Origin of the sequence: Amycolatopsis sp. NPDC051128 (assembly GCF_040682715.1) — a bacterium.
GTDB lineage: Bacteria > Actinomycetota > Actinomycetes > Mycobacteriales > Pseudonocardiaceae > Amycolatopsis.
On sequence record NZ_JBFBBN010000014.1, the window covers coordinates 125390 to 146424 of the forward strand.

Annotated in this window: 20 protein-coding genes; 16 read left to right on the forward strand and 4 right to left on the reverse strand. The window is 71.6% G+C overall.

Going from position 1 to position 21035, the window contains the following annotated elements; translation table 11 throughout:
• Window positions 1-131 precede the first annotated feature (131 nt).
• Window positions 132-596 carry a metallopeptidase family protein gene (locus AB0M82_RS17415; protein WP_364722575.1) on the reverse strand — a complete coding sequence of 155 codons (465 nt, stop codon included), beginning with the start codon at window positions 594-596 and terminating at the stop codon, window positions 132-134.
• A 79-nt stretch (window positions 597-675) separates the two neighbouring features.
• Between AB0M82_RS17415 and AB0M82_RS17420 the strand changes: the two genes are divergently transcribed.
• The 6 genes from AB0M82_RS17420 (at window position 676) to AB0M82_RS17445 (ending at window position 5927) form a co-directional block, all read left to right on the forward strand.
• Window positions 676-1032: a DUF3499 domain-containing protein gene (locus AB0M82_RS17420; RefSeq protein ID WP_364722577.1), complete on the forward strand. Its 357-nt coding sequence runs from the start codon at window positions 676-678 to the stop codon at window positions 1030-1032.
• Window positions 1033-1112: 80 nt separating this feature from the next.
• Window positions 1113-2468, forward strand: a complete 1356-nt coding sequence (locus AB0M82_RS17425) for a phosphomannomutase/phosphoglucomutase (RefSeq protein ID WP_364722579.1) — start codon at window positions 1113-1115, stop codon at window positions 2466-2468.
• An 88-nt stretch (window positions 2469-2556) separates the two neighbouring features.
• A complete protein-coding gene (locus tag AB0M82_RS17430) occupies window positions 2557-2808 on the forward strand; it encodes a Trm112 family protein (RefSeq protein WP_364722581.1) in 252 nt (83 codons plus the stop codon).
• Complete coding sequence (locus AB0M82_RS17435; protein WP_364722583.1) at window positions 2792-3886, forward strand: hypothetical protein; 1095 nt, start codon at window positions 2792-2794, stop codon at window positions 3884-3886. The genes AB0M82_RS17430 and AB0M82_RS17435 overlap by 17 nt, the downstream gene beginning before the upstream one ends.
• A 54-nt stretch (window positions 3887-3940) precedes the next feature.
• Entirely contained in the window at window positions 3941-5170 is a 1230-nt protein-coding gene (gene manA, locus AB0M82_RS17440) for a mannose-6-phosphate isomerase, class I (RefSeq protein WP_364722678.1), read from the forward strand.
• A 256-nt stretch (window positions 5171-5426) separates the two neighbouring features.
• Window positions 5427-5927, forward strand: a complete 501-nt coding sequence (locus AB0M82_RS17445; protein WP_364722585.1) for a hypothetical protein — start codon at window positions 5427-5429, stop codon at window positions 5925-5927.
• 96 nt (window positions 5928-6023) lie between these two features.
• Here the strand turns inward: AB0M82_RS17445 and AB0M82_RS17450 are convergent, their stop codons facing one another.
• The gene (locus tag AB0M82_RS17450; RefSeq protein ID WP_364722587.1) at window positions 6024-8954 is read right to left on the reverse strand and encodes a BTAD domain-containing putative transcriptional regulator; all 2931 of its coding nucleotides are present in this window, start codon (window positions 8952-8954) and stop codon (window positions 6024-6026) included.
• 151 nt (window positions 8955-9105) lie between these two features.
• Between AB0M82_RS17450 and AB0M82_RS17455 the strand changes: the two genes are divergently transcribed.
• The 3 genes from AB0M82_RS17455 to AB0M82_RS17465 all read left to right on the forward strand — a co-directional run bounded on the left by AB0M82_RS17455 (window position 9106) and on the right by AB0M82_RS17465 (window position 12631).
• The gene (locus AB0M82_RS17455) at window positions 9106-10023 is read left to right on the forward strand and encodes a cation diffusion facilitator family transporter (protein WP_364722589.1); all 918 of its coding nucleotides are present in this window, start codon (window positions 9106-9108) and stop codon (window positions 10021-10023) included.
• 108 nt (window positions 10024-10131) lie between these two features.
• Window positions 10132-11658, forward strand: coding sequence for an amino acid permease (locus AB0M82_RS17460; protein WP_364722591.1), 1527 nt, complete (start codon window positions 10132-10134; stop codon window positions 11656-11658).
• Window positions 11659-11929: 271 nt separating this feature from the next.
• A complete protein-coding gene (locus AB0M82_RS17465) occupies window positions 11930-12631 on the forward strand; it encodes an LPXTG cell wall anchor domain-containing protein (RefSeq protein WP_364722593.1) in 702 nt (233 codons plus the stop codon).
• A 54-nt stretch (window positions 12632-12685) separates the two neighbouring features.
• On the opposite strand, the gene AB0M82_RS17470 is transcribed toward AB0M82_RS17465, so the two are convergent.
• The gene (locus tag AB0M82_RS17470) at window positions 12686-14944 is read right to left on the reverse strand and encodes a hypothetical protein (RefSeq protein ID WP_364722680.1); all 2259 of its coding nucleotides are present in this window, start codon (window positions 14942-14944) and stop codon (window positions 12686-12688) included.
• A gap of 92 nt (window positions 14945-15036) precedes the next feature.
• Between AB0M82_RS17470 and ahcY the strand changes: the two genes are divergently transcribed.
• The 5 genes from ahcY (at window position 15037) to AB0M82_RS17495 (ending at window position 18230) form a co-directional block, all read left to right on the forward strand.
• Window positions 15037-16509 (forward strand): adenosylhomocysteinase, encoded by a 1473-nt coding sequence (gene ahcY / locus AB0M82_RS17475; RefSeq protein ID WP_364722595.1) that lies wholly within the window; start codon window positions 15037-15039, stop codon window positions 16507-16509.
• Between the two features lie 109 nt (window positions 16510-16618).
• Window positions 16619-16906 carry a toxin-antitoxin system HicB family antitoxin gene (locus tag AB0M82_RS17480; RefSeq protein ID WP_364722597.1) on the forward strand — a complete coding sequence of 96 codons (288 nt, stop codon included), beginning with the start codon at window positions 16619-16621 and terminating at the stop codon, window positions 16904-16906.
• Window positions 16900-17349, forward strand: coding sequence for a type II toxin-antitoxin system VapC family toxin (locus AB0M82_RS17485; RefSeq protein WP_364722599.1), 450 nt, complete (start codon window positions 16900-16902; stop codon window positions 17347-17349). The genes AB0M82_RS17480 and AB0M82_RS17485 overlap by 7 nt, the downstream gene beginning before the upstream one ends.
• A complete protein-coding gene (locus AB0M82_RS17490) occupies window positions 17349-17690 on the forward strand; it encodes a VOC family protein (RefSeq protein ID WP_364722601.1) in 342 nt (113 codons plus the stop codon). The genes AB0M82_RS17485 and AB0M82_RS17490 overlap by 1 nt, the downstream gene beginning before the upstream one ends.
• A 132-nt stretch (window positions 17691-17822) precedes the next feature.
• Window positions 17823-18230: a YjdF family protein gene (locus AB0M82_RS17495; protein WP_364722603.1), complete on the forward strand. Its 408-nt coding sequence runs from the start codon at window positions 17823-17825 to the stop codon at window positions 18228-18230.
• Between the two features lie 166 nt (window positions 18231-18396).
• Here AB0M82_RS17495 and AB0M82_RS17500 read toward each other — a convergent pair whose 3' ends face one another.
• Window positions 18397-19395 (reverse strand): hypothetical protein, encoded by a 999-nt coding sequence (locus AB0M82_RS17500; protein WP_364722681.1) that lies wholly within the window; start codon window positions 19393-19395, stop codon window positions 18397-18399.
• Between the two features lie 247 nt (window positions 19396-19642).
• Between AB0M82_RS17500 and AB0M82_RS17505 the strand changes: the two genes are divergently transcribed.
• Both AB0M82_RS17505 and AB0M82_RS17510 read left to right on the forward strand, forming a co-directional pair.
• Window positions 19643-20218: a papain-like cysteine protease family protein gene (locus AB0M82_RS17505; protein ID WP_364722605.1), complete on the forward strand. Its 576-nt coding sequence runs from the start codon at window positions 19643-19645 to the stop codon at window positions 20216-20218.
• Window positions 20215-20973 (forward strand): hypothetical protein, encoded by a 759-nt coding sequence (locus AB0M82_RS17510; RefSeq protein ID WP_364722607.1) that lies wholly within the window; start codon window positions 20215-20217, stop codon window positions 20971-20973. The genes AB0M82_RS17505 and AB0M82_RS17510 overlap by 4 nt, the downstream gene beginning before the upstream one ends.
• Window positions 20974-21035 lie beyond the last annotated feature (62 nt).

Here is a 21035-nt window from a genome sequence, read left to right on the forward strand (position 1 = left end):
CCGGCCCCCCCCCCGCCCGCCGCTTTTCCCCCCGCCCTCGGGGGCGGGGGGGGGCGCCCCCCCCCCCCCACGCCACATTGGGTGCGTTGGACGCAACCAACGCCACATTGGGGCGTATGGGCGGGGCGCCGTCACTCGCCTTCGATGACGTCCGGTTCCACACCCAGGTAGCCCGCCACCTGCTCCACGAGCACGTCGTGCACCAGCTCGGCCAGCTCCGCCGGGTCCTTCGCCCGCGCCTCGAGCGGCCGCCGGTAGAGCACGATCCGGGCCCGCGTCGGCAGCCCGGTGCGATCGACCCCGGCCGGGACCAGCCGGGACAGCGGGACCGCGCCGTCGTGGAGGACGCCGTCCGCCGGGGCGTGGCCGTTCTCACGGACCTCGGGCACGTCGTCGACCGCCACGTCGAGCTTCGTCAGCTCGTGGCGCCAGCGCGCTTCGATCGGCTCCAGCGCGTCCAGGACCAGCGCGTCGAACCGTTCCGCGCGGCTCGCGGCGGCGGGCAGGGTCGCCGGATACAGCGTCCCGCGCAGGCCCCGGCCGTGCCGGTCCCTTCGCGAGCGCCGCCGCTGTCGGTAGTCACGAGCCGTCGCCACTCCGGAAGTCTATGCGGTCGGCGCGTCCCAGCGCGTGTCGCCGGTACGAGCTTGCGGTGACGCGCTATCGTTTCGGATCGTGCGGAGCGTACGGAAGTGTTCGCGTACTGGCTGTCTCGAGCCAGCTGTGGCCACGCTGACGTATGCCTACAGCGACTCCACCGCCGTCGTCGGCCCGCTGGCCACCGCCTCCGAGCCGCATTCGTACGACCTCTGCGAAGCCCACGCGCTGCGGCTGACCGTCCCCAAGGGCTGGGAAGTCGTCCGGCACGAAGGCGCCTTCGCCGCGCCGGACCCGTCGGCCGACGAGCTGACCGCGCTGGCCGAGGCCGTGCGCGAGGCCGGCCGCCCCGGCAAGCCCGCGCCGCCCGTTCCGGAGCCGGAGAGCCCGTCCGGGCGTCGCGGCCACCTGCGGGTCCTGCCCGGCCGCGCCTGAACGCGTAACCCACTCACCTCGCCGGTAGGCTTTCCGCGCGGCGCAGCGCGCGCCGGGACGACTATTCGCGGGGAGACAGCGTGCCAGACCTTTCGGGCATCGTGAAGGCCTACGACATTCGCGGCGTGGTCGGCGAGCAGCTCGACGCGGCGCTCGTCCGCGACCTCGGCGCCGCGTTCGCCCTGCTCATCAAGCCCGAGGCCCCGTCCGTGGTGATCGGCCACGACATGCGGGACTCGTCGCCGGGTCTGGCCGCGGCCTTCGCCGAGGGCGTCACCTCGCAGGGCCTCGACGTGGTCAGCATCGGCCTGGCCAGCACCGACCAGCTGTACTTCGCGTCGGGCTCGCTGAACCTGCCGGGCGCGATGTTCACCGCGAGCCACAACCCGGCCAAGTACAACGGCATCAAGCTGTGCCGCGCCGGCGCCTCCCCGGTCGGCCAGGACACCGGTCTCGCCGAGATCCGCGACACCGTCGAGCAGGGCGTGCCCGAGTTCGAGGGGCAGCGCGGCACCGTGTCCGAGCGGGACGTCCTCGCCGACTACGCCGCCTACCTGCGCAACCTCGTCGACCTGTCCGGCAGCCGGCCGCTGAAGATCGTCGTCGACGCCGGGAACGGCATGGGCGGCCACACCGTCCCGACGGTCTTCGACGGGCTCCCGATCGAGATCGTGCCGATGTACTTCGAGCTCGACGGCAGCTTCCCGAACCACGAGGCCAACCCGCTCGACCCGAAGAACATCGTCGACCTGCAGGCGAAGGTGCGCGAGGTCGGCGCCGACGCCGGCATCGCCTTCGACGGCGACGCCGACCGCTGCTTCATCGTCGACGAGCGCGGCGAGCCGGTTTCGCCGAGCGCGATCACCGCGCTGGTCGCCGTCCGCGAACTGGCGAAGGATCCGGGCGGCACGATCATCCACAACCTGATCACGTCCAAGGGCGTGCCGGAGATCGTCGCCGAGCACGGCGGCAAGCCGGTCCGCACCCGCGTCGGCCACTCGTTCATCAAGGCCGAGATGGCCCGCACCGGCGCCATCTTCGGCGGCGAGCACTCCGCGCACTACTACTTCCGCGACTTCTGGCGCGCCGACACCGGCATGCTGGCGGCGCTGCACGTGCTCGCCGCGCTCGGCGAGCAGACCGGCCCGCTGTCCGACCTGACCAGCGCGTACTCGCGTTACGCGGCCTCGGGTGAGATCAACTCGACCGTCGACGACCAGGTCGCGAAGATGATCGCCGTCAAGGACGCCTTCGGGGCCCGGTCCGGCGTCGAGATCGACGAGCTGGACGGCCTCACCGTGCAGCTGCCGGGCGGCGCCTGGTTCAACCTGCGCCCGTCGAACACCGAGCCGCTGCTCCGGCTGAACGTCGAGGCCGCGAACGCCGAAGCCGTGCAAGGGCTGGTGGACGAAGTACTCGCGATCATCCGCAGCTGACCCCGTCCACGATGAGGGCGGGCTTTCGGGTCGAACTGTGTCCTGAAGGTGCCCTTCATCACACCTCCCCGCGTGGTATGGAGGAACCATGGCCATCACGCTCGACGCCCAGCTCCTCGAGATCCTGGCGTGCCCGTCGCCCGATCACGCCCCGTTGCGTCCCGGGGCCCCCGGCGACCCCGAGGCCGACGCACTGACCTGCACCGAGTGCGGCCGGGTGTACCCGGTCCGCGACGGCATCCCGGTGCTGCTCCTGGACGAAGCCGTGACATCGGCAAGCGATGCGGCGAAAACCGGCGAGCCCGGGGACACCGGAAACTCCGATGCCGACAGTGCTTGACGACACGCTGCTCGACGACCCCACGCGACTGGCCGAGGCCGACAGCTCGGGGCTGCTCCGGGCGGCCGCGATGGCCGGCGCCCAGGTGCGGGCGACCGCCGAGGCCGCGGCCGAACTGGAGCTGTCCGAGCGGCTCGACATGGGCCGCCCGCGCGCCGTCGTGCTGATCGACCGGCCTGGGGTGAGCCGCACGCTCACGCGGCTGCTGGCCGCCCTGCTGACGCCGTCGTGCCCGGTGCCGGTGGTCGTCGCCGAGGTGGTGCCGAGCTGGATCGGCGCGCTCGACGTCGTGTTCGCGCACACCGACGACCCCGGCGACCGCGAGCTCGCCGCGTCGCTGGAGCGCGCCGCCCGCTACGGCGCTTCGGTGGTGCTCTCCGCACCGCCGGAGGGTCCGGTGGCGGCCGCCGTGGCGGGCAAGGGCCTGCTGCTGGCGCCGCGCATCCCGGTGCCGGCGGAGCTGGCGTTCCCGCGCGGTCTGGCCGCCGGGCTGCTCACCGCGAACGCGCTGGGCCTGCTGGTGTCCGACGTCCAGGTGCTGGCCGACCAGCTGGACCTGGAAGCCGAGAAGGACTACCTGGCGCGGGACTCGTTCGCGAACCCGGCCAAGGCGCTCGCACTGCGGGTCGCCGACCGCGTGCCGCTGCTGTGGGGGCTGGACCCGGTCGCGGTCGCCGTCGGCGAACACGCCGCGCACGCGTTCGCGGCCCATGCGGCTACCGTGTGTGACGTCGAGGACTACCGTCAGGCGCTGGCGCGCCCAGCATTGCGGCGGGCGGCGCAATCGGGCGGCCGGGAGCGTGACATCTTCGCCGATCCGGACGATCTCTCTGGTGACATCCCGACCCGGGTCTTGCTGCTCTCGGTGCGGACCGGTCCGGCGACGGACGCGGCACGCTTCCAGGCCGAGGACCTGCTGCCCGGTGCGGACGTCATCGCCCCGGCCGAGGAGATCGAGGCCGACGAAATCGTGCGGGCCGCGGTGCTGGCGCTGCGGTTCGAACTGGCGGCGGTCTATCTCGGGCTGGCGGCGGGCAGCATCGGCGGCGCGGGCCGCTTCGCGCCCGCGAGGGCGTGAGACCCGCCGAGCACCGGCCGCGGCCGGTGCCGAAGGAGTGGAGTTGAGGTGACAGTGGAGCTGCTGCGCAACGCGGTGCGGCCCTATGCCTGGGGATCGCGGACGGCGATCCCCGAGCTGCTGGGCCGTCCGATCCCCGCGCCGCACCCCGAGGCCGAGTTGTGGATGGGTGCCCACCCGGGTGATCCGTCGCACGTCATCGGCCCGGACGGGACCGAGCGGAGCCTGCTGGAGCTGGTGGACGCCGACCCGGTGACGCAGCTCGGCGAGCGGTGCGCGACGCGGTGGGGTGGGCGGCTGCCGTTCCTGCTGAAGATCCTCGCGGCGGAGGAACCACTGTCGATGCAGGCGCACCCGTCGGCGGCGCAGGCCGCGGAGGGGCACGCCCGCGAGGAGCGGCTGCGCATCCCGCGGGACGCGCCGAACCGCAACTACCCGGACCCGACGGCGAAGCCGGAGCTGGTCTGCGCGCTGACGGAGTTCCACGCGCTGGCCGGGTTCCGCGCGCCGGACCGCACGGTGAAGCTCCTGAAGGCGATCGAGACGCCGGGGCTGGGCAAGTACACCGGGTTGCTGGAGGCGCAGCCGGACCCGTCGGGCCTGCGGGCGCTGTTCACGACGTGGATCACGCTGCCGCAGTCGTCGCTGGACGTGCTGCTGCCGGAGGTGCTGGACTCGTGCGTCCGGCACGTCCGGGAGCACGGCGAGTTCGCGGCCGAGTGCCGGACGATCCTGGAGCTGGGCGAGGCGCACCCGCGGGACGCGGGGGTGCTGGCGGCGTTGCTGCTGAACCGGCTGACGCTGCGGGCGGGCGAGGCGATCTACCTGCCCGCCGGCAACCTGCACCTGTATCTGCACGGCACGGCCGTGGAGATCCTGGCGAACTCGGACAACATCCTGCGGTGCGGCCTGACGCCGAAGCACGTGGACGTGCCGGAGTTGCTGCGGGTGGTGGATTTCGCGTGCGGCGAGATGCCGGTGCTGTGCGGTGACGTCGGCGGCCGGATGGCGATCTACCACACGGACGCGCCGGAGTTCGAGCTGTCGCGGGCGGAGTGGGCCGAGGGCGAGGACGACGAGCTGACGGTCGACAGCGTCGGCCCCCAGATCCTGCTGTGCACGGCGGGCGACCTGATGGTGACGGCGGACGACGGCGAAAAGGTGGAACTCCGCCGCGGCCAGTCGGTCTGGCTCCCCGCGGCCGACCCCCCGGTGAAGATCCGCTCCCTCCACGGCACGCGCGCCCAGCTGTTCCGCGCGACAGCGGGCACCTGCACGGACTGACCGAGGGCCGGCCGGCGTACCCAAGGGGTCGGCCGGCGTACCTGGAGGGTCGGCTCACGAGCCGACCCTCCAGGTACGTGAATCGACCGTTCAGGTACGCGTGGGTCCCCGGTTCTGTGTGCGTTCCGTGTGGCGCCTTTCTCCACTATCACCCGTAGGGGTGGTTCTTTCGCCCCTTCGTGTCGATTTTGAGGAGAACGAGCTTGTGACTTCTTATCCCGATGCCGCTACCGGGCTTCCCCACCCTGCCCCGGTCGTGGCGCCGTCCCGGCCTGGTCTGCTGCTGGGGCTGGTGGGTGTCGCTGTTGTGTCGGCGCTGGCTTCGATCGTCGACGGAGTGTTGTTCTTCGTCGGTGGCCGGGACATGGCGCTGGATGTGGCCGCGAACACGATCGCGGCGATCACCGGTGAGCCGGTGGACGCGGTGAAGGCCGGTGGTGGCGCGCTGTTCGAAGCGGCCTTGGACGAGGTGCAGGGCACGCTCGCGGTGCGGGGTGGCGTCGCCATCTTCTTCGGCGTGGTGCTGCTGTTCTGGGGGTTGCTCGCGCTGCGGGGTGCGGTGTGGGTGCGCGTGCTGCTGACTCTCGCGGCGCTGACCAACGCCGGGGTGGCGTTGCGGCTCGCGACCGACGTCGAGGGCGGGACCACCGCGATTCGCGGACTGGGCTGGTTCGCCGTCGTGACCGGGCTGGTGGTCGTCGTGCTGGCGTGGCTGCCGGCGATCAACCGCTACGCCAAGGCTCGCAAGGGCCGCTAGCCCCCTGGGGGTGGCGCCGGGTCGTGCGTGCCCGGCGTCCGTGGGCTCGGGGTGGTGTCGCGAGGGGGCGGCACCACCCCGTTCGGCGGGCCGGTTTCAGGCCGGTTCGGTGAGGGCGTGCAACGCTTCGCGGAGGGCGGCCGCGCTGGCGTCGCGCGGGTCGGCCAGGTTCGCGGCTTCCTCGGCCGCTTCCGACGCCGACGCCCGGTCGCCCGTGGCTTCGTAGGCTCGCTGGAGGACGAGCCAGGTGAGGCTCGTCGCGGGTTTGCCGCCCATCTCGCGGAACTCGTCGAGACAGGCGCGCAGCACGGGGATCGCCCGCGCCGCGTGGCCCGCGCCGATCCAGCTCGCCGCGATGGCGCGGGTGCAGGACAGCTCGCGGGGGCGTTCGTCGAGTTCACGGGCGATTTCGCGCGCCTCGCCGAACGCCGCCGTCGCCCGGTCACGGGAACCCGTCGCCGCCGAGATCGCGCCGAGCGTGCGCAACGACTTCGCCAGTGCCGAGCGCGCCATCGTGCCGCGCAGCAGGGCGACCGATTCCGCGATCGCCGCCGCCGCTTCCGGGTGGTCGCCCGTCAGCAGCGAAGACCACGCGTACCCGTGCAGCGCCGTGCCGATCTGCCGCGGGTCGCCGGTGTCCCTGGCCGCTGCCACGGCGATCCGGTCGACCTCCCGGGCTTCGGCGACCCGGCCGAGCCGCAGCAGCGCCGCCGCCTCCGCGGCCCGGACCAGGAGCGCCTCCACTCGACCGTCCACAGTGAACAGTTCGCGCGCGTGGGCGGCGGTGTGCAGGGCCTCGTCGGCGCGGCCCAGCCCGATCAAGCAGTGCGCGAGGTTCGCCGAAACCCAGGCGTGGGTGCGATGGTCACCGTGGGCTTCGAGCTCCTTCGCGCATTCGCGGTACGCGGAGGCGGCTTCCTCGTACTGGCCGCGCGCGTGCCGCAGCAGCGCCAGGTTCGCCTCGGCGATCGCCGCCTGCCGGCGGTCGTCCGTCGCCGTCAGCACCGTTTCGTACGCCGCCCGCATGTCCGTGTAGTGGCCGTGCAGGTACAGGTACACGCTCAGCTTGTCCAGCAGCAGCAACGCTTCCCGCGTGCCGAGCGACCCGGCCAGGGACATGAGGTTCACGCGTTCCGCCGCGAACCACTCGTCCGGACGCTCGAGCAGCCGCGCCACCAGCGCGCTCGGCAGCGGCTGCGTGAGCGGCTCGTGGGCCATCTCGGGCATCGGCACCGTGCGCGGCAGGCGGGCTGCCGCGGCGTCGGCGAGGGCGAGCGTCGCCGCCAAAACCGTCTCGCCGCCACCCGCTTCCGGCGGGCCTTCCGCGGCGTACAACCGGACGAGGTCGTGCATCCGGTACCGGCCCTCACCGGTCCGGTCCGCCCCGCGCGGCTCGAGCAGGCTCGCCTCGACGAGCTCTTCGACGGCCTCGTCCGCGGCCGGGTCGTCGACCAGCGTCGTGACCGCCCAGGCCGGCAGGTCGGCGAGGCGGCACCGGCCGAGCAGCCGGAACGCGCGCCGCGCGGGCGGCCGCAGACCCTCGTAGCTCAGCGCGATACTGCTCCGGACGGCCAGGTCGCTCACGGTCAGCTCGTCGAGGCGGCGGACCTCGTCCTCGAGCCGGTCGGCCAGGTCGCCGAGCCGCAGGTGCGGGCGGATGGCCAGCCGGCTGCCGGCGATCCGCAGGGCCAGCGGCAGCCGCGCGCACGCCGCGATGATCCGGTCGGCGTCGGCGCGCTCCCGGGCCACCCGCGCCCCCGCGAGCCGGTTCAGCAGCTCGACGGCGTCGTCGCCGGACAGCGGCCCGAGCGGCAGCCGGTGCGCGCCGGCCAGCCCGCTCAACCGGCGACGGCTCGTCACGAGCACCGCGCAGCCCGGCGTGCCCGGCAGCAGGGTGCGGACATGCCCGGGGTCCACGGCGTCGTCGAGCACCACCAGCACCCGCCGGTCGGTGAGCCGGCCGCGGAACACCGCCGCGCGGGCGCGCACGTCGTCCGGCACCGCGGGACCGGACACCCCCAGCGCGCGCAGGAGGTCGGCGAGCACCTCCCCGATGTCGCGCCCCGCCAGCGGGACGTACAGCTGGCCGTCCGGGAACCGTGACCGCAGCCGGTGCGCGGCGCGCACGGCCAGGGTGCTCTTGCCCGCGCCCGGTTCCCCGCTGAGCACCGCGACGGGGACGCCCTGCCCGGTGCCCAGCACGTCCGCCAGTTCGGCCAGTTCGGCGTCCCGGCCGGTGAAGTCCCCGATGTCCGGCGGCAGCTGGCACACCGGCCAGACCGGCGGCGGCAGGTTCGGCACCGGGTCCTCACCCCGCAGGACGGCGGCGTGCACCCGGCGGGCTTCCGCGCCGGGTTCGACGCCGAGCTCGTCGACCAGCGTGGTGCGCAGACGCCGGTAGACCTCCAGCGCGTCGCCCTGCCGCCCGGCCCGGTGCAGCGCGATCATCAGCTGCGCGGCCGGCCGTTCCCGCAGCGGGTGCTCGGTGATCACGGCCGCCAGCTCGCCGGTCAGCTCCCCGTGCCGCCCGGCGGTGAGCTCGGCGTCGACGCAGTCCTCGAACACGGCGAGCCGCTCGGACTCCAGCCGCGCGATGTCGGCGTCGAGCCGCGGCACGTGCAGCCCGGCCAGCACGGGCCCCCGCCACAGCGCGAGCGCCCGCCGGTAGTGCCGCGCCGCGACCCCGGCGTCCCCGGCCCGCTGCCCTTCGGCGACCGCGGCCCGGAACTCGAGCAGGTCCAGCTCCTCCGGCTCGACGCGCAGCCGGTAGCCGCGCGGCCCGTGCTCGATCCGGAGCCCGTCGATCCGGTCACGCAGCCGCGAGAGGTAGGTGTGCAGGTTCGAGGCCCACGACTTCGGCGGCCGCTCCGGCCACAGCGCCGCCACCAGCACGTCGACGTGGACGTGCTGGTTGGCGTGGAGCAGCAGCACGGCCAGCAGCGTGCGCTGGCGCTCCCCGCGCAGGACCGGCCACTGGCCCGGCGGGCTCTCGACCGCGAGCGGACCGAGCACGGCGAAGTGCGCCATGTCACCTTCCCAGACTGGCGAGCAGGGAAAGCCACGGTAGCGGAGGGGTACGACAGAAGCGGTGGCCGCGGTTGGCCCGGGTGGGACGGTCCCGGGTGGGCGCTCCTATTAGGCTCCAACCCGGACATCAGGACCTACCAGGGGAGCGGTCGTGTCAGCTGGAGGCGGAACCAAGGCGATCATCGCGGCACTCGCGGCCAACGCCGGGATCGCGGCCGCGAAGTTCGCCGGCTTCCTCGTCACCGGGTCGTCGTCGATGCTGGCGGAGTCCGTGCACTCGCTGGCCGACACCTCCAACCAGGGGCTGCTTCTGCTCGGCCAGAAGACGTCGCGGCGCGAGGCGGACAAGGAGCACCCCTTCGGCTACGGCCGGGACCGGTACTTCTACTCCTTCATCGTCGCGCTCATGCTCTTCACGCTGGGCTCGGCCTTCGCGATCTACGAAGGCATCCACAAGATCGGCCATCCGGAGCCGCTGGAGTCGCCGATCGTCGCGGTGGTCATCCTGCTCGTCGCGCTGGGCTTGGAGGGCTACAGCTTCTACACCGCGATCACCGAGTCGAAGAAGATCAAGGGTGACGTGAGCTGGTGGGGCTTCATCCGCCAGGCGAAGGAACCCGAGCTGCCCGTCGTCCTCCTGGAAGACGCCGGCGCGCTGCTCGGCCTCGTCCTCGCGCTGCTCGGCGTCGGGTTGTCGGTCGTCACCGGCGACCCGGTCTGGGACGGCGTCGGCACTCTCGCGATCGGCGCCCTGCTCGGCGTCATCGCGATCATCCTGATCGTCGAGATGAAGAGCCTGCTCATCGGCGAAGGCGCCAACGAGGGCGTCCTCGCGACGATCGTCGACGAGCTCGCCGCGGGCAAGGTCGAGCGCGTCATCCACATCCGCACCCAGTACATGGGCCCGGACGAGCTGCTCGTCGCGGCGAAGCTGGCGATGGTGCCGGGGCTCGAGACGGCCGAGCTGGCCATGGCCATCGACGACGCCGAGGCCCGCGTCCGCGCCAAGGTGCCGGTCGCGAAGCTGATCTACCTCGAGCCGGACCTCGACCGCAGCCTGGCGAAGTAGCCAAGATGTAGCCAAGATCTACTTCGGGTCTTTCGCTGCGCCGCCACGTGGCTTACCCGTTAGGGTGACTTACTGCGATAAATGCCGGCCAGCCGCAGGAGGTCAACGGTGCCCGGAACGGGTTTGTGGCGCACTAAATCGATCGAACAGTCCATTGCGGACACTGATGAGCCGGACACCAAGCTCCGGCGGAACCTGAGTGCGTGGGATCTCACGGTTTTCGGGGTCGCGGTCGTCATCGGCGCCGGAATCTTCACGCTGACCGCGCGCACCGCAGGTGACTACGCAGGCCCGTCGGTCTCGCTGGCCTTCGTGTTCGCCGCGATCGCCTGCGCGCTGGCGGCGTTGTGCTACGCGGAGTTCGCCTCGACGGTGCCCGTCGCCGGCAGCGCGTACACGTTCTCCTACGCCACCTTCGGCGAGTTCATGGCGTGGATCATCGGCTGGGACCTGATCCTCGAGCTCGCCGTCGGCGCGGCCGCCGTCTCCAAGGGCTGGTCGGTGTACCTGGAGACGGTGCTCAGCTACCTCTTCGGCAAGGGCACCAAGACGACCTTCGACATCGGGAGCGTGACGGTCGACTGGGGCGCCCTGCTCGTCGTCGCGGTCCTGACGGTGCTGCTGGCCGTCGGCACCAAGCTGTCCTCGCGGGTGTCCATGGTGATCACCGGGATCAAGGTCGCCGTGGTGCTGTTCGTGATCATCCTCGGGTTCTTCTACATCAAGGGCGCCAACTACTCGCCGTACATCCCGCCGGGCGAGACCGGCGGGGCCGGCCAGACCGGGGTCGACCAGTCGCTGTTCTCGCTGATCGCCGGCGGCGCCAGCAGCTCGTTCGGCGTCTTCGGCCTGCTGGCCGGCGCCTCACTGGTGTTCTTCGCGTTCATCGGGTTCGACATCGTGGCGACCACCGCGGAGGAGACGAAGAACCCGCAGAAGGCGGTGCCGCGCGGGATCATGGGTTCGCTGGCGATCGTCACCGTGCTGTACGTCGCGGTGTCGCTGGTGGTCGTCGGCATGACGTCGTACAAGGACCTGGCCACCAAGTCGGGCGACGGCAGCCACAAGACCCTCGCGACGGCGTTCTCCGCGAACGGCGTCGACTGGGCGGCCAACATCATCTCCTTCGGCGCGCTGGCCGGCCTGACCACCGTCGTCATGGTGCTGATGCTGGGCCAGGTCCGGATCATCTTCGCGATGTCGCGCGACGGCCTGATGCCGCGCGGGCTGGCGAAGACGGGCGAGCACGGCACGCCGAAGCGCGCGACGCTCATCGTCGGCGGCCTGGTCGCGGTCGCGGCCGGCTTCTTCCCGGCCGACAAGCTCGAAGAGATGGTCAACGTCGGCACGCTCTTCGCGTTCGTGCTCGTCTCGGCGGGGGTGCTGATCCTGCGCCGGACGCGGCCGGAGCTGCCCCGGGCGTTCAAGGTGCCGCTGGTGCCGCTGGTCCCGATCCTGGCGATCCTGGCCTGCCTGTGGCTGATGCTGAACCTGACCGTGCTGACCTGGCTGCGGTTCGTCGCCTGGATGGCGCTGGGCGTGGTGCTCTACTTCGGCTACAGCCGGCGGCATTCGCTGCTCGGCAAGCGGCAGGCGGACGACGTCGGGGAGCCCGTCAAGGCACCCGAAGCCTGACTTGCGCCGGAACGCCCCGTCGGCCCTGATTCCCAGGTCGGCGGGGCTTTTTGCGTTTGGTTGCGTATTGCGAGGTTACGACTTGATCAAGACGATCTTGCGGTTCGTGCGCGAACGGGGGACCCCGCGTACACGGTCGAGTGGCATGCGATACCTTTCGATCCTTCGTGCGCCCCGACGGGTGAATTACAGCCGCGTGATTAACCACGTGCGGTGGCGACACGTCCCCCAGATTTGCCGTTCTTCCCCCGTTCGGTACAGGAGACACTCAATGCGCAGACGTACCTTCCGCGGCGCCGTCGCGGTCATGGCGCTCACCACCGCTGCCCTGATCGGAACCGCCGGTTCCGCCCTGGCCTGCTACCCCTCCGACGACCGTGCCACGCCGGTGCCGAAGACCAACGTCACCACCTGTGAGGACGCCAAGCTCCCGGGCGAGACCCTGGTCCGGTCCGACGAGCTGCCGACCGATGTCATCGACATCGAGGGCGGTGTGCCGAACAAGGACAAGACCCTGACGATCAAGCAGGTCGCCAAGGGCGTCACCATCACCGCCGTGGTGGTCAAGGGCGGCGACGGCTACAACGTCTACAAGGCGGACAAGCTCGGAGCCATGCCGTGGAAGGACCTGAAGTCGCCGAAGAACGGTGGCAAGCAGGTCCCGACGATCAGCCACTGGTTCGTCTGCGGCACGACGAAGAACACCCCGCCGGAGACCACCGCGCCGACGAAGCCGTCCAAGCCGACCGAGACCACGAAGCCGAGCGCCCCGGCGACCTCGGCGACCTCCGTCTCGCCGACCAGCACCACCGCTCCGGCCGCCGTCCCGGCGGGCAACGAGTCCGGCACCGGTGGCGGCCTGGCCAACACCGGTTTCGACAACATGTGGCTGGTCTGGATCGGCGGCCTGCTGCTGGTCGCCGGTGGCGGCCTGCTCGCACTGCTGAAGTTCCGCCGCAAGGCTTCCGAGTGAAGCTGAGCTAGTTCGAGTTCCGTGAAGGCCCCTCGCTCCGCGCGCGAGGGGCCTTCACGGTTTCGGCGGGAAGTCCCCGAACAGCGAACCCTGCTCGCCCCAGGTCGGCTTGCCGAGGCCGGCGGCCATCGCGACGGCGTGGTCCCACTCCGCGTCGACCACGTAGTCCTGGTGCCTGAGTACCCCCGGCGTCCAGCGGTGCCGCCCGGTCGGGCCGCGCAGCGGGTCCGGCAGCCAGTGGTCGCCGCCGAGGATCAGGACGCCGTTCGCGTCGGCCATCGCCGACACCGGGCCGTGGCCGCCTTCGGGCAGGAACCCCACGCCGTGCAGCCGCCGCTCGGCGACCGAGTGCCGCCAGGTCGTCACGCCGCCGCCGAAGATGTCGGTGCCGCGGCACAGGGCCCGCCACCGGCCGTCCAGGTCGCCGAAGAGCCGTTCCAGCGCCTCCTGCGGCAGCAACGCGGGGAACGCGCGCTGGTAACCCCACTGCAGCGGTGAACCCGCGGTGAGGACGCCGACGCGCTCGAGGTCCGCGGCCGGCAGCTCGGCGGCCAGCCGGGCGGCCGCCATGATCGTGAGCAGGCTGCCGAGGTTGAAGCCGGACAGCACCACCCGCGTCCCCGGCTCGGCGAGGTGCTCACGCGCCCGCGCGGCGAGTTCGGGGACGACTTTCAGCGCGTAGCACGGCGGCACGGTCGGGTGCGCCGCCCGCGGCCAGAAGCAGACCAGGTCGGCCAGCGCCCCGAGGTGCCGGCTGCGCTGTGGGGTGCGCGCGGCCGTGTAGACCACGCGCAACAGGCCGGCGGCGAGCGCGCCGAGCGCGAACACCCCGATCGCGGACAGCGGCCCGAACCAGCCGGGGACCAGCCCGAACCCGAACCGCAGCACCAGCAGTGCCGCGCCGCCCGCGGACATCGCGGAAGCCACGGTCAGCGCCAGGTGGTGCAGGTGCCGCCGTTCCCACGCCGACCGCGCCCACGCCGCCGCGGCCAGGGCCTCCTGCCGCTCGTCGTGCTCCATCAGCTCGACGATCTCCGGGATGCCCCGCCGCAGCCGGCGCAGCGGGACGGCGACCGCGAAGCCCAGCACGCCGAGGGCCGCGGCCAGTGCCAGTCCGGCGCCCCACAGCACGGTGACGAGCAGGTACGTGTCCGGAACGCGCAGGAATTCCGCGCCCGACAGCCGTCGGACGGCTTCGGTGAGACCGGCGCCGAAGCCGCCGCCGAGCAGGCCGGCCAGCGCGAGCACCGGCGCGGCCGCCCAGCCGCCCGCCCACGGCCGCAGCCGCTGCGGCTTGTGCTTCCACCCGGGCCGGGCCAGCAGCGCGGCCGGAGCCAGGAACAGCGCGAACAGCACCGTGACGGCGACCAGGGCGGCGCCGAGCCCTTCGACGACGCCGTTGGTGCCCGGCAGCGGGCCGGTGCCCGGCCGCAGCCGCACCGCGGCCACGACGACCAGCAGGCCGGCCAGCGCGATCACGCCGGGGCGGGCGAACCGGCCGGTGTCGACGCCGATCGTGGCCGCGACGACGGTGGCCAGCGCCAGCGCCAGCGTCACGATCCAGGCCACCAGGTCGAACAGGTCGCCCGGGACCCGGAACGGCCCGCCGAGCAGCAGCAACGCGACCGAGGCCAGCGCCGCGACGGTGTGCAGGCAGCGCAGCGCCGGGGTTTCCGGGTCGGCGCGCATCCGCAGCGGCCCCGAGGTGAGGTCGCCGTCGGCGTGCACCGCCCACGTCGCCGACGAAATCCGGTGCAGCACGAAGATCACGGCCAGCAGCGGGAGCACGCCGACGGCGATCCGCGCGGGGACCGAACGGAGCACGTCGGGGATCACGGGCAGGCACCCCGACCCGGGCGCGAGGCACTGCGTGGCGAACAGGTCGAGCGCGATCGCCGCGAGCTGGCCCATCAGCAGCATCGTCAGCAGCAGGGCGCCGAGGCGCAGCAGCCCGCGGCAGACCGCGCCGAGGACGCGCGCGAGCCGCCGTCCCGGCGGCGACGGCGGCAGCATCCAGAACGCCACGTTGGCCAGTGAGAAGGGGAACAGCAGCGCCCAGGTCGCCTTCGCGGCGCCGCCGGACGTCATGCCGTGCCAGAGGTAGCCTTCCAGTGTCCGTGGGATCGACCGGCCCAGCGCCGGCAGCATCGGCCCGGGCGCCGGCCGCCGTAGCCGGTCCGCCGGGCGGATCACGCGGCCCAGACCGTCGCCGGCGACGTCGACGGTCGAAACGGCGTCGAGCAGCGTTTCCCCGCTGGTGCCCACGAGCCCGGCGACGCGGATTTCGACGACGCGGGTGTCCGGGCCGGGCATGGGCACGGTAAGGGTCTCCTAACCAATCTGGGGACTATCGAGCGGACAACGGTAGTGTTCCGGTGTCATCGAGTCTTGGAGGAATCGCCACTATGACCCCCGAAAGCGTTGCCAAGCGGCACGAGACCCGCAACGGCATCGAATTCGCCGTCGCCGACCTCGATGCCGCCGAATTCGGCCGCAAGGAGATCCGCCTCGCCGAGCACGAGATGCCGGGTTTGATGGCGCTGCGCCGCGAGTACGCGGAGGTTTACCCGCTGCGCGGGGCGCGGGTCTCCGGCTCGCTGCACATGACCGTGCAGACCGCGGTGCTGATCGAGACGCTGGTCGCGCTGGGCGCGGAGGTGCGCTGGGCGTCCTGCAACATCTTCTCGACGCAGGACCACGCGGCGGCCGCGGTCGTCGTCGGCCCGCACGGCACTCCCGAGGAGCCCAAGGGCGTCCCGGTCTTCGCGTGGAAGGGCGAGTCGCTCGAGGAGTACTGGTGGTGCACCGAGCGGATGCTCACCTGGGACGGTGAGGGTCCGAACATGATCCTCGACGATGGTGGTGACGCCACCATGCTGGTGCACAAGGGCGCCGAGTTCGAGAAGTCCGGCGTCGTGCCGACCCCGGACGAGAACACCTCGGACGAGTTCCGCGTGTTCCTCGAGCTGCTGCGCGCCTCGGTCGCTTCGGACACCGGCAAGTGGACGAAGATCGGCGAGGGCATCCGCGGCGTCACCGAGGAGACCACCACCGGCGTCCTGCGGCTCTACCAGCTCGCCGCCACCGGTGAGCTGCTGTTCCCGGCGATCAACGTCAACGACGCGGTGACGAAGTCGAAGTTCGACAACCGCTACGGCATCCGCCACTCGCTGATCGACGGCATCAACCGCGGCACCGACGTGCTGATCGGCGGCAAGGTCGCGGTCGTCTGCGGCTACGGCGACGTCGGCAAGGGCGCGGCGGAGTCCCTGCGTGGCCAGGGCGCGCGGGTGATCGTCACCGAGATCGACCCGATCTGCGCGCTGCAGGCGGCGATGGACGGCTACGCGGTCCGCAAGCTCGAGAGCGTGCTGCCCGAGGCCGACATCATCATCACCACCACCGGCAACAAGGACGTCGTGCTGGTGGAGCACATGGCGAAAATGAAGCATCAGGCCATTCTGGGCAACATCGGCCACTTCGACAACGAGCTCGACATGGCAGGCCTGGCGCGCTACCCGGGTATCCGGAAGATCAACATCAAGCCGCAGGTCGACGAGTGGATCTTCCCGAACGGCAACACGATCCTCGTGCTGTCCGAGGGCCGGCTGCTCAACCTGGGCAACGCCACCGGGCACCCGTCGTTCGTGATGTCGAACAGCTTCTCGAACCAGGTGATCGCGCAGATCGAGCTGTTCACCAAGCACGAGGAGTACGACAAGGAGGTCTTCCGCCTCCCGAAGAAGCTCGACGAGAAGGTCGCGAAGATCCACCTCGACGCGCTCGGTGGCGAGCTGACCAAGCTCACCAAGGAGCAGGCCGAGTACATCGACGTCGACGTCGAGGGCCCGTTCAAGCCGGAGCACTACCGGTACTGAATCTTCACGTTTTCGCTGGTCAGGGCCGCCCCGAAAGTGTTCGGGGCGGCCCTTTGTTTTGCGCTTGTGACAGTGATAGCACGAATGGGTGACGTGTTATCATGGAGTCGTGAAGCAGTTGATCACGAGGATCGACGACGAGCTGCACGCCCGGTTGAAGGCCAGAGCCGAAGCCGAGGGGCGCAGCATGAACGACCTGGTCACGGAAGCATTGAGGGGCGTTGTGGCAAAGACCGAAACCCGTACGGAGTGGAAGCGGCGACTGATCGCCGAAGGCAAGGTCGTGCACGTGGAGCCGCCCGCTCGCGTGCCGACCCTTGACGAAATCGAAGACTTGTCCGAGGGCTGGGGCACGGCTGTGAGCGAAGCGCTCGACTGGACCCGGGGGAAGTGGTGACCGTGTTCTACGTCGACACCAGCGCGCTGGTCACCGCTTATCTGCGGGACGAGCCGGAGCACGACAAGTTCCGCAAGCTGCTCCTCGAGGGTGACGCTCCGATCTTGAGCAGTGACTTCACCCGCATCGAGTTCGCCGGCGCCATGACGGCCGCCAAGCGGACCGGCCGGATCCCCGATCCAGCGGCGGTGCTGGCGCACTTCGATCACCTCGCCTCCCCGGACGGGGACCTGGTGCTCATCCCGTTCAGCCCCGACCGGGTGATTCCCGCCGCCCGGCGGCTGGTCACGGAGAACTACCCGGTACGCACGCTCGACGCGATCCACATCGCGGTCGCGATGCACTCCACGGCCGAGCTCACCGGCGGGGAATCCGTCACCTTCGTGACCCGCGACGAGCGTCAGGCCGAGGCCGCCGAGGCCAACGGGTTCGAGGTGCTGTGATGGTCGATCTCATCGCGGGGATCGCGGTGCACGACTACCCCGGGGCGCTCGCCTGGTACGAAAAGCTCTTCGGGTCGCCGCCGACGTTCGTCGTGAGCGACACCGAGGCGTTGTGGGAGGTCACCGAATACGGGGCGATCGCCATCGAGCGACGGCTCGACCGCCCATCCGGAGGCGCCATGCACACCCTGTTCGTCGGCGACCTGGACGAGCGGATCGCCGCGATCTCCGAGCGGGGCGTCGAGCCGGCGGACCGTGAGATCTACGACAACGGCGTCCGCAAGCTCATCTACCGCGACCCCGAGGGAAACGAGATCGGCATCGGCGGCCGTCCCGCGTAGGCTGGGCGTGTTTCTTGGCTTCACGAACCTCACGGCCCGGTAGGTAGTCCGGGCGGCCTCGAAGGGCTCGTTGTCCCGCCCCGGCGGGAAACCGGTGACGCCAGGCTGATCCGTCACGCCTGGAGGTTTCCGATGAGCGGGGTGTTCACGCTGTACCACGACGGCCGGTTCTGGGTCGGCGTCTACGAGATCCACGAAGACGGCCTGGTCCGGGCCGCGCGCCACATCTTCGGGTCCGAGCCCAACAACGCCGAGCTGGCGGCTTTCGCGGCGGGCCGCGACTTCGTGCGCCTCGCCGACGAGGCGCGCGAAGCCCCGCCCGTCCCGGCGAGCGAGCGGCCCAAGCGGCCCGCCAAGCAGGCGAAGAGGGCCCACGAGGAAGCGGGCATCGGCACGGCGGCCCAGCGCGCACTGCGCGACGCGGTCACCGAGCGCGCGGCGGAGAACAAAGCGGCCCGCAAGCGCCGAGCGGCCGCCGAGGCCACCCGCCGTCGTGAGCTGGCCCGTGCGAAGTCCCGCGCCAAACACCGAGGCCACTGACGGTGTGATGCCCCGCCAATCACGCGAGTGACGCGCTCAATCACGCGAGTCCCGTCTCCGATCACGCGAGTCCCGTCTCCGATCACGCGAGCCGCGTGGTCAGGCGGGCATCTCGCGTGATGGGGCGGGCTTCTCGCGTGACCAGCGGGGCATCACACCGCTCCGGTCAGTTCCACTCGACGGCGACTCCGGCCAGCCCCGGTCCCGCGTCGTTGAAGAACGCGCTGCTCACGCCGCCCATGTCGCACGCCAGTTCCTCCGCCACCACCGGCAGGGCGTCGTCGCGAGCGCGGACTTGGCGCGTGCACCGGGCCGGCAGCGCGTTGCGGTCGAAGCGGAGCTGGACCAGGTAGCTCGCGCAGCGATCCCGCAGCATGCGGTAGTAGCCCGGCGACGCCGACCCCGAATCGTCGCGGACCTCGAAGCAGAACACGTGGATGTCGCCCTCGGCGAGCTTGCGGTCGAACAGCAGCTCGGTCGCCATCGTGTCGGCGTCCGGGTTGCGTCGCATCCGGCCGACGCGGCAGCCCTCGTCGGTGATCAGCTCGACGTCGTCGATCCGGCAGCCGGGGTCGCCGTTGTACACCGTCAGGTAGCGGTCCGGACCGTGGCGCCGGGCCCGCGTCACCAGCCGCGTGCGCAGGCTGACCTGGCGGTGTTCGGCGTCGAACGTGATCGTGTCGTGCACCGACAGCAGCTCGAGGTCGGCGTTGTAGTGGTTCGACGACGGGTACGCGCCGAGCTCGGCCAGCAGGTCCTCGACGATCGACCCCATGTCGCCGGAACGCAGGTCGTGGAACGACGCCGCGGGCTGGTGGCCGCGCCGGACCAGCCGCGGTCCGATCAGCACCACGAGGGCGTCGGCGGGCAGCTGGAGCACCGATTCCAGGGCCCGGACCGCCGGCAGCGCCTTCGGCACCTCGGGCTGGCGCAGCCCGCGTTGCCAGTAACTCAGCGTGGACTGTCCGATTTGGACGCCTCGCAGCGCGAGGTGGGCGCGCAGGCGAGCCAGTGAAAGCCCGCGGTAGGCGATCGCCAACCGCAGGGCGTGGTGGAACTCGCCGGTGCGGAGTGCCTCGGTCAGCTCTTTCGGCAGTTCGGCGACCGATGCCCGGGTCGTGCGGGCGCCATCGATGATCAGTGGAAGGTTCCCGTCTTGTACCACCGCTCGTCCCTTCACCCGACCAGTGTGTGCGCTGGGCGTGAACACCGCGGAACGTTCACGTTAGCAGCGTAGAGTGGCCGTGCCGACCCCCGTTCAGGGTGGTTGGCCACGTAAGGCTGACTGTTCCGCGTTCCGGCTATGCCCCGGAACGGTCCGTTCCTCCGGATGGCGTTCTTGCTCCATGTGACCGCGTTGTTCACCGTTGTGACCACCGCTGGTTCGCCCACTCCGCTGCAGGAGGCCGTCCGTGCTGGTGAAGTCGAGCCGGGCTCAGGCCGTACTGGCCGTGAGTCTGCTGTTGTGCCTGGTCGCGCCGGTCACCGCCGGAGCCGCGCCCGGAGTGCCGTCGACGTACCGGAACCAGATCACGACGCAGGCGCAGCAGAAGAACCAGTGGTGCTGGGCCGGGGCGGGCAACACCATCGCGGCCTACCACGGCGCCGGGCTCAGCCAGCTGCGGTTCTGCCAGCTCGCGCACGGCGAGACCGGCCAGGACTGCGCGAACCTGCCGGGGACGCTCGCCGACCCGCGGCGCGCCTTCGCCCGGCTCGGGTTCACTTCGCCGGGCCGGTACCTCGACCGGCGCATCTCCTACGCCGCGGTCCGGACGGAGGCCGCGGCGAACCGGCCGGTGGAAACCCGGGTCGGCTGGCGCTCGGGCGGTGGCCACACGCACGTCCTCTACGGCTACGACACCAGCGGCGACTGGCTCTACTGGGCCGACCCCGGGCCGGCCAAGCGCTTCAACTGGTCGACCTACGCCTACTACACCCAGAACTCGTCTTTCACCTGGACGCACACGCTCACCGGGATCGCCCGATGAGCAGGCGGGCTCTGGTGCTCGCCGTGCTGACCGGCGCGGCGCTGCTGATGACGGCGCCGGTGTCAGGCGCGGCCCAGGCCGCCGGCATCAGCAGCGCCGACGTCGTCGCGGCCAGGAGCGCGGCCGCCGGGTTCCAGGACGTCCTGGTCCGGTTCTTCGCGCAGGCGCCGGGTGCCCAGGCGCCGGTTTCGGTGCGGATCGCGCCGGACGCCTACCCCGTGTACGAGCTCTCGCCGGACTTCGTCGCGGGCAAGCCGGGCGCGGTACCCGGCGGGTTCGCCTACTTCGCCGTCCCCGCGGTCGCGTCCGACGGCCGGACCGCGACGCTCTGGTCGGTCCGCGACGCCGACGGCGCCTGGCAGATCGGCAACATCGCTTCGGGTGACGTCGAAAGCGCGTACGCCCGGAAGGTGCCGCCGGGTGCCCTGCTGCTGCACGAACCGCAGGTCGACGCCTGGTACGCGGTCGGCGACGGCCGCGTCACCCCGCTCTCCGGAACCGCCGGTGCCGTCACCGTCGCCGACTACCAGCGAACGGTTTCGGCGCGGTACGCGGACAAGCTCCCCGGCTCGGTCTACGCCCGCGACGGCGAGGCGGGCGGGTACGACGCCACCGCCCAGGTGATGCCCCGCGGCGACGGCGGCGCGGCGCCGTCCAGTCACGACCCCGGCTGGGTGCCGCTGCTGATCCTGGTCGGCGTCCTGGCGGTCAGCGGCGCCGGATACGTGCTCCACCTGCGGCGGAACCCCGCCTGAGACGAACCGGCGGGCCTGGTGCCGATCCCCCTTCCACCGGGCCCGCCGGTCGACCACCGATA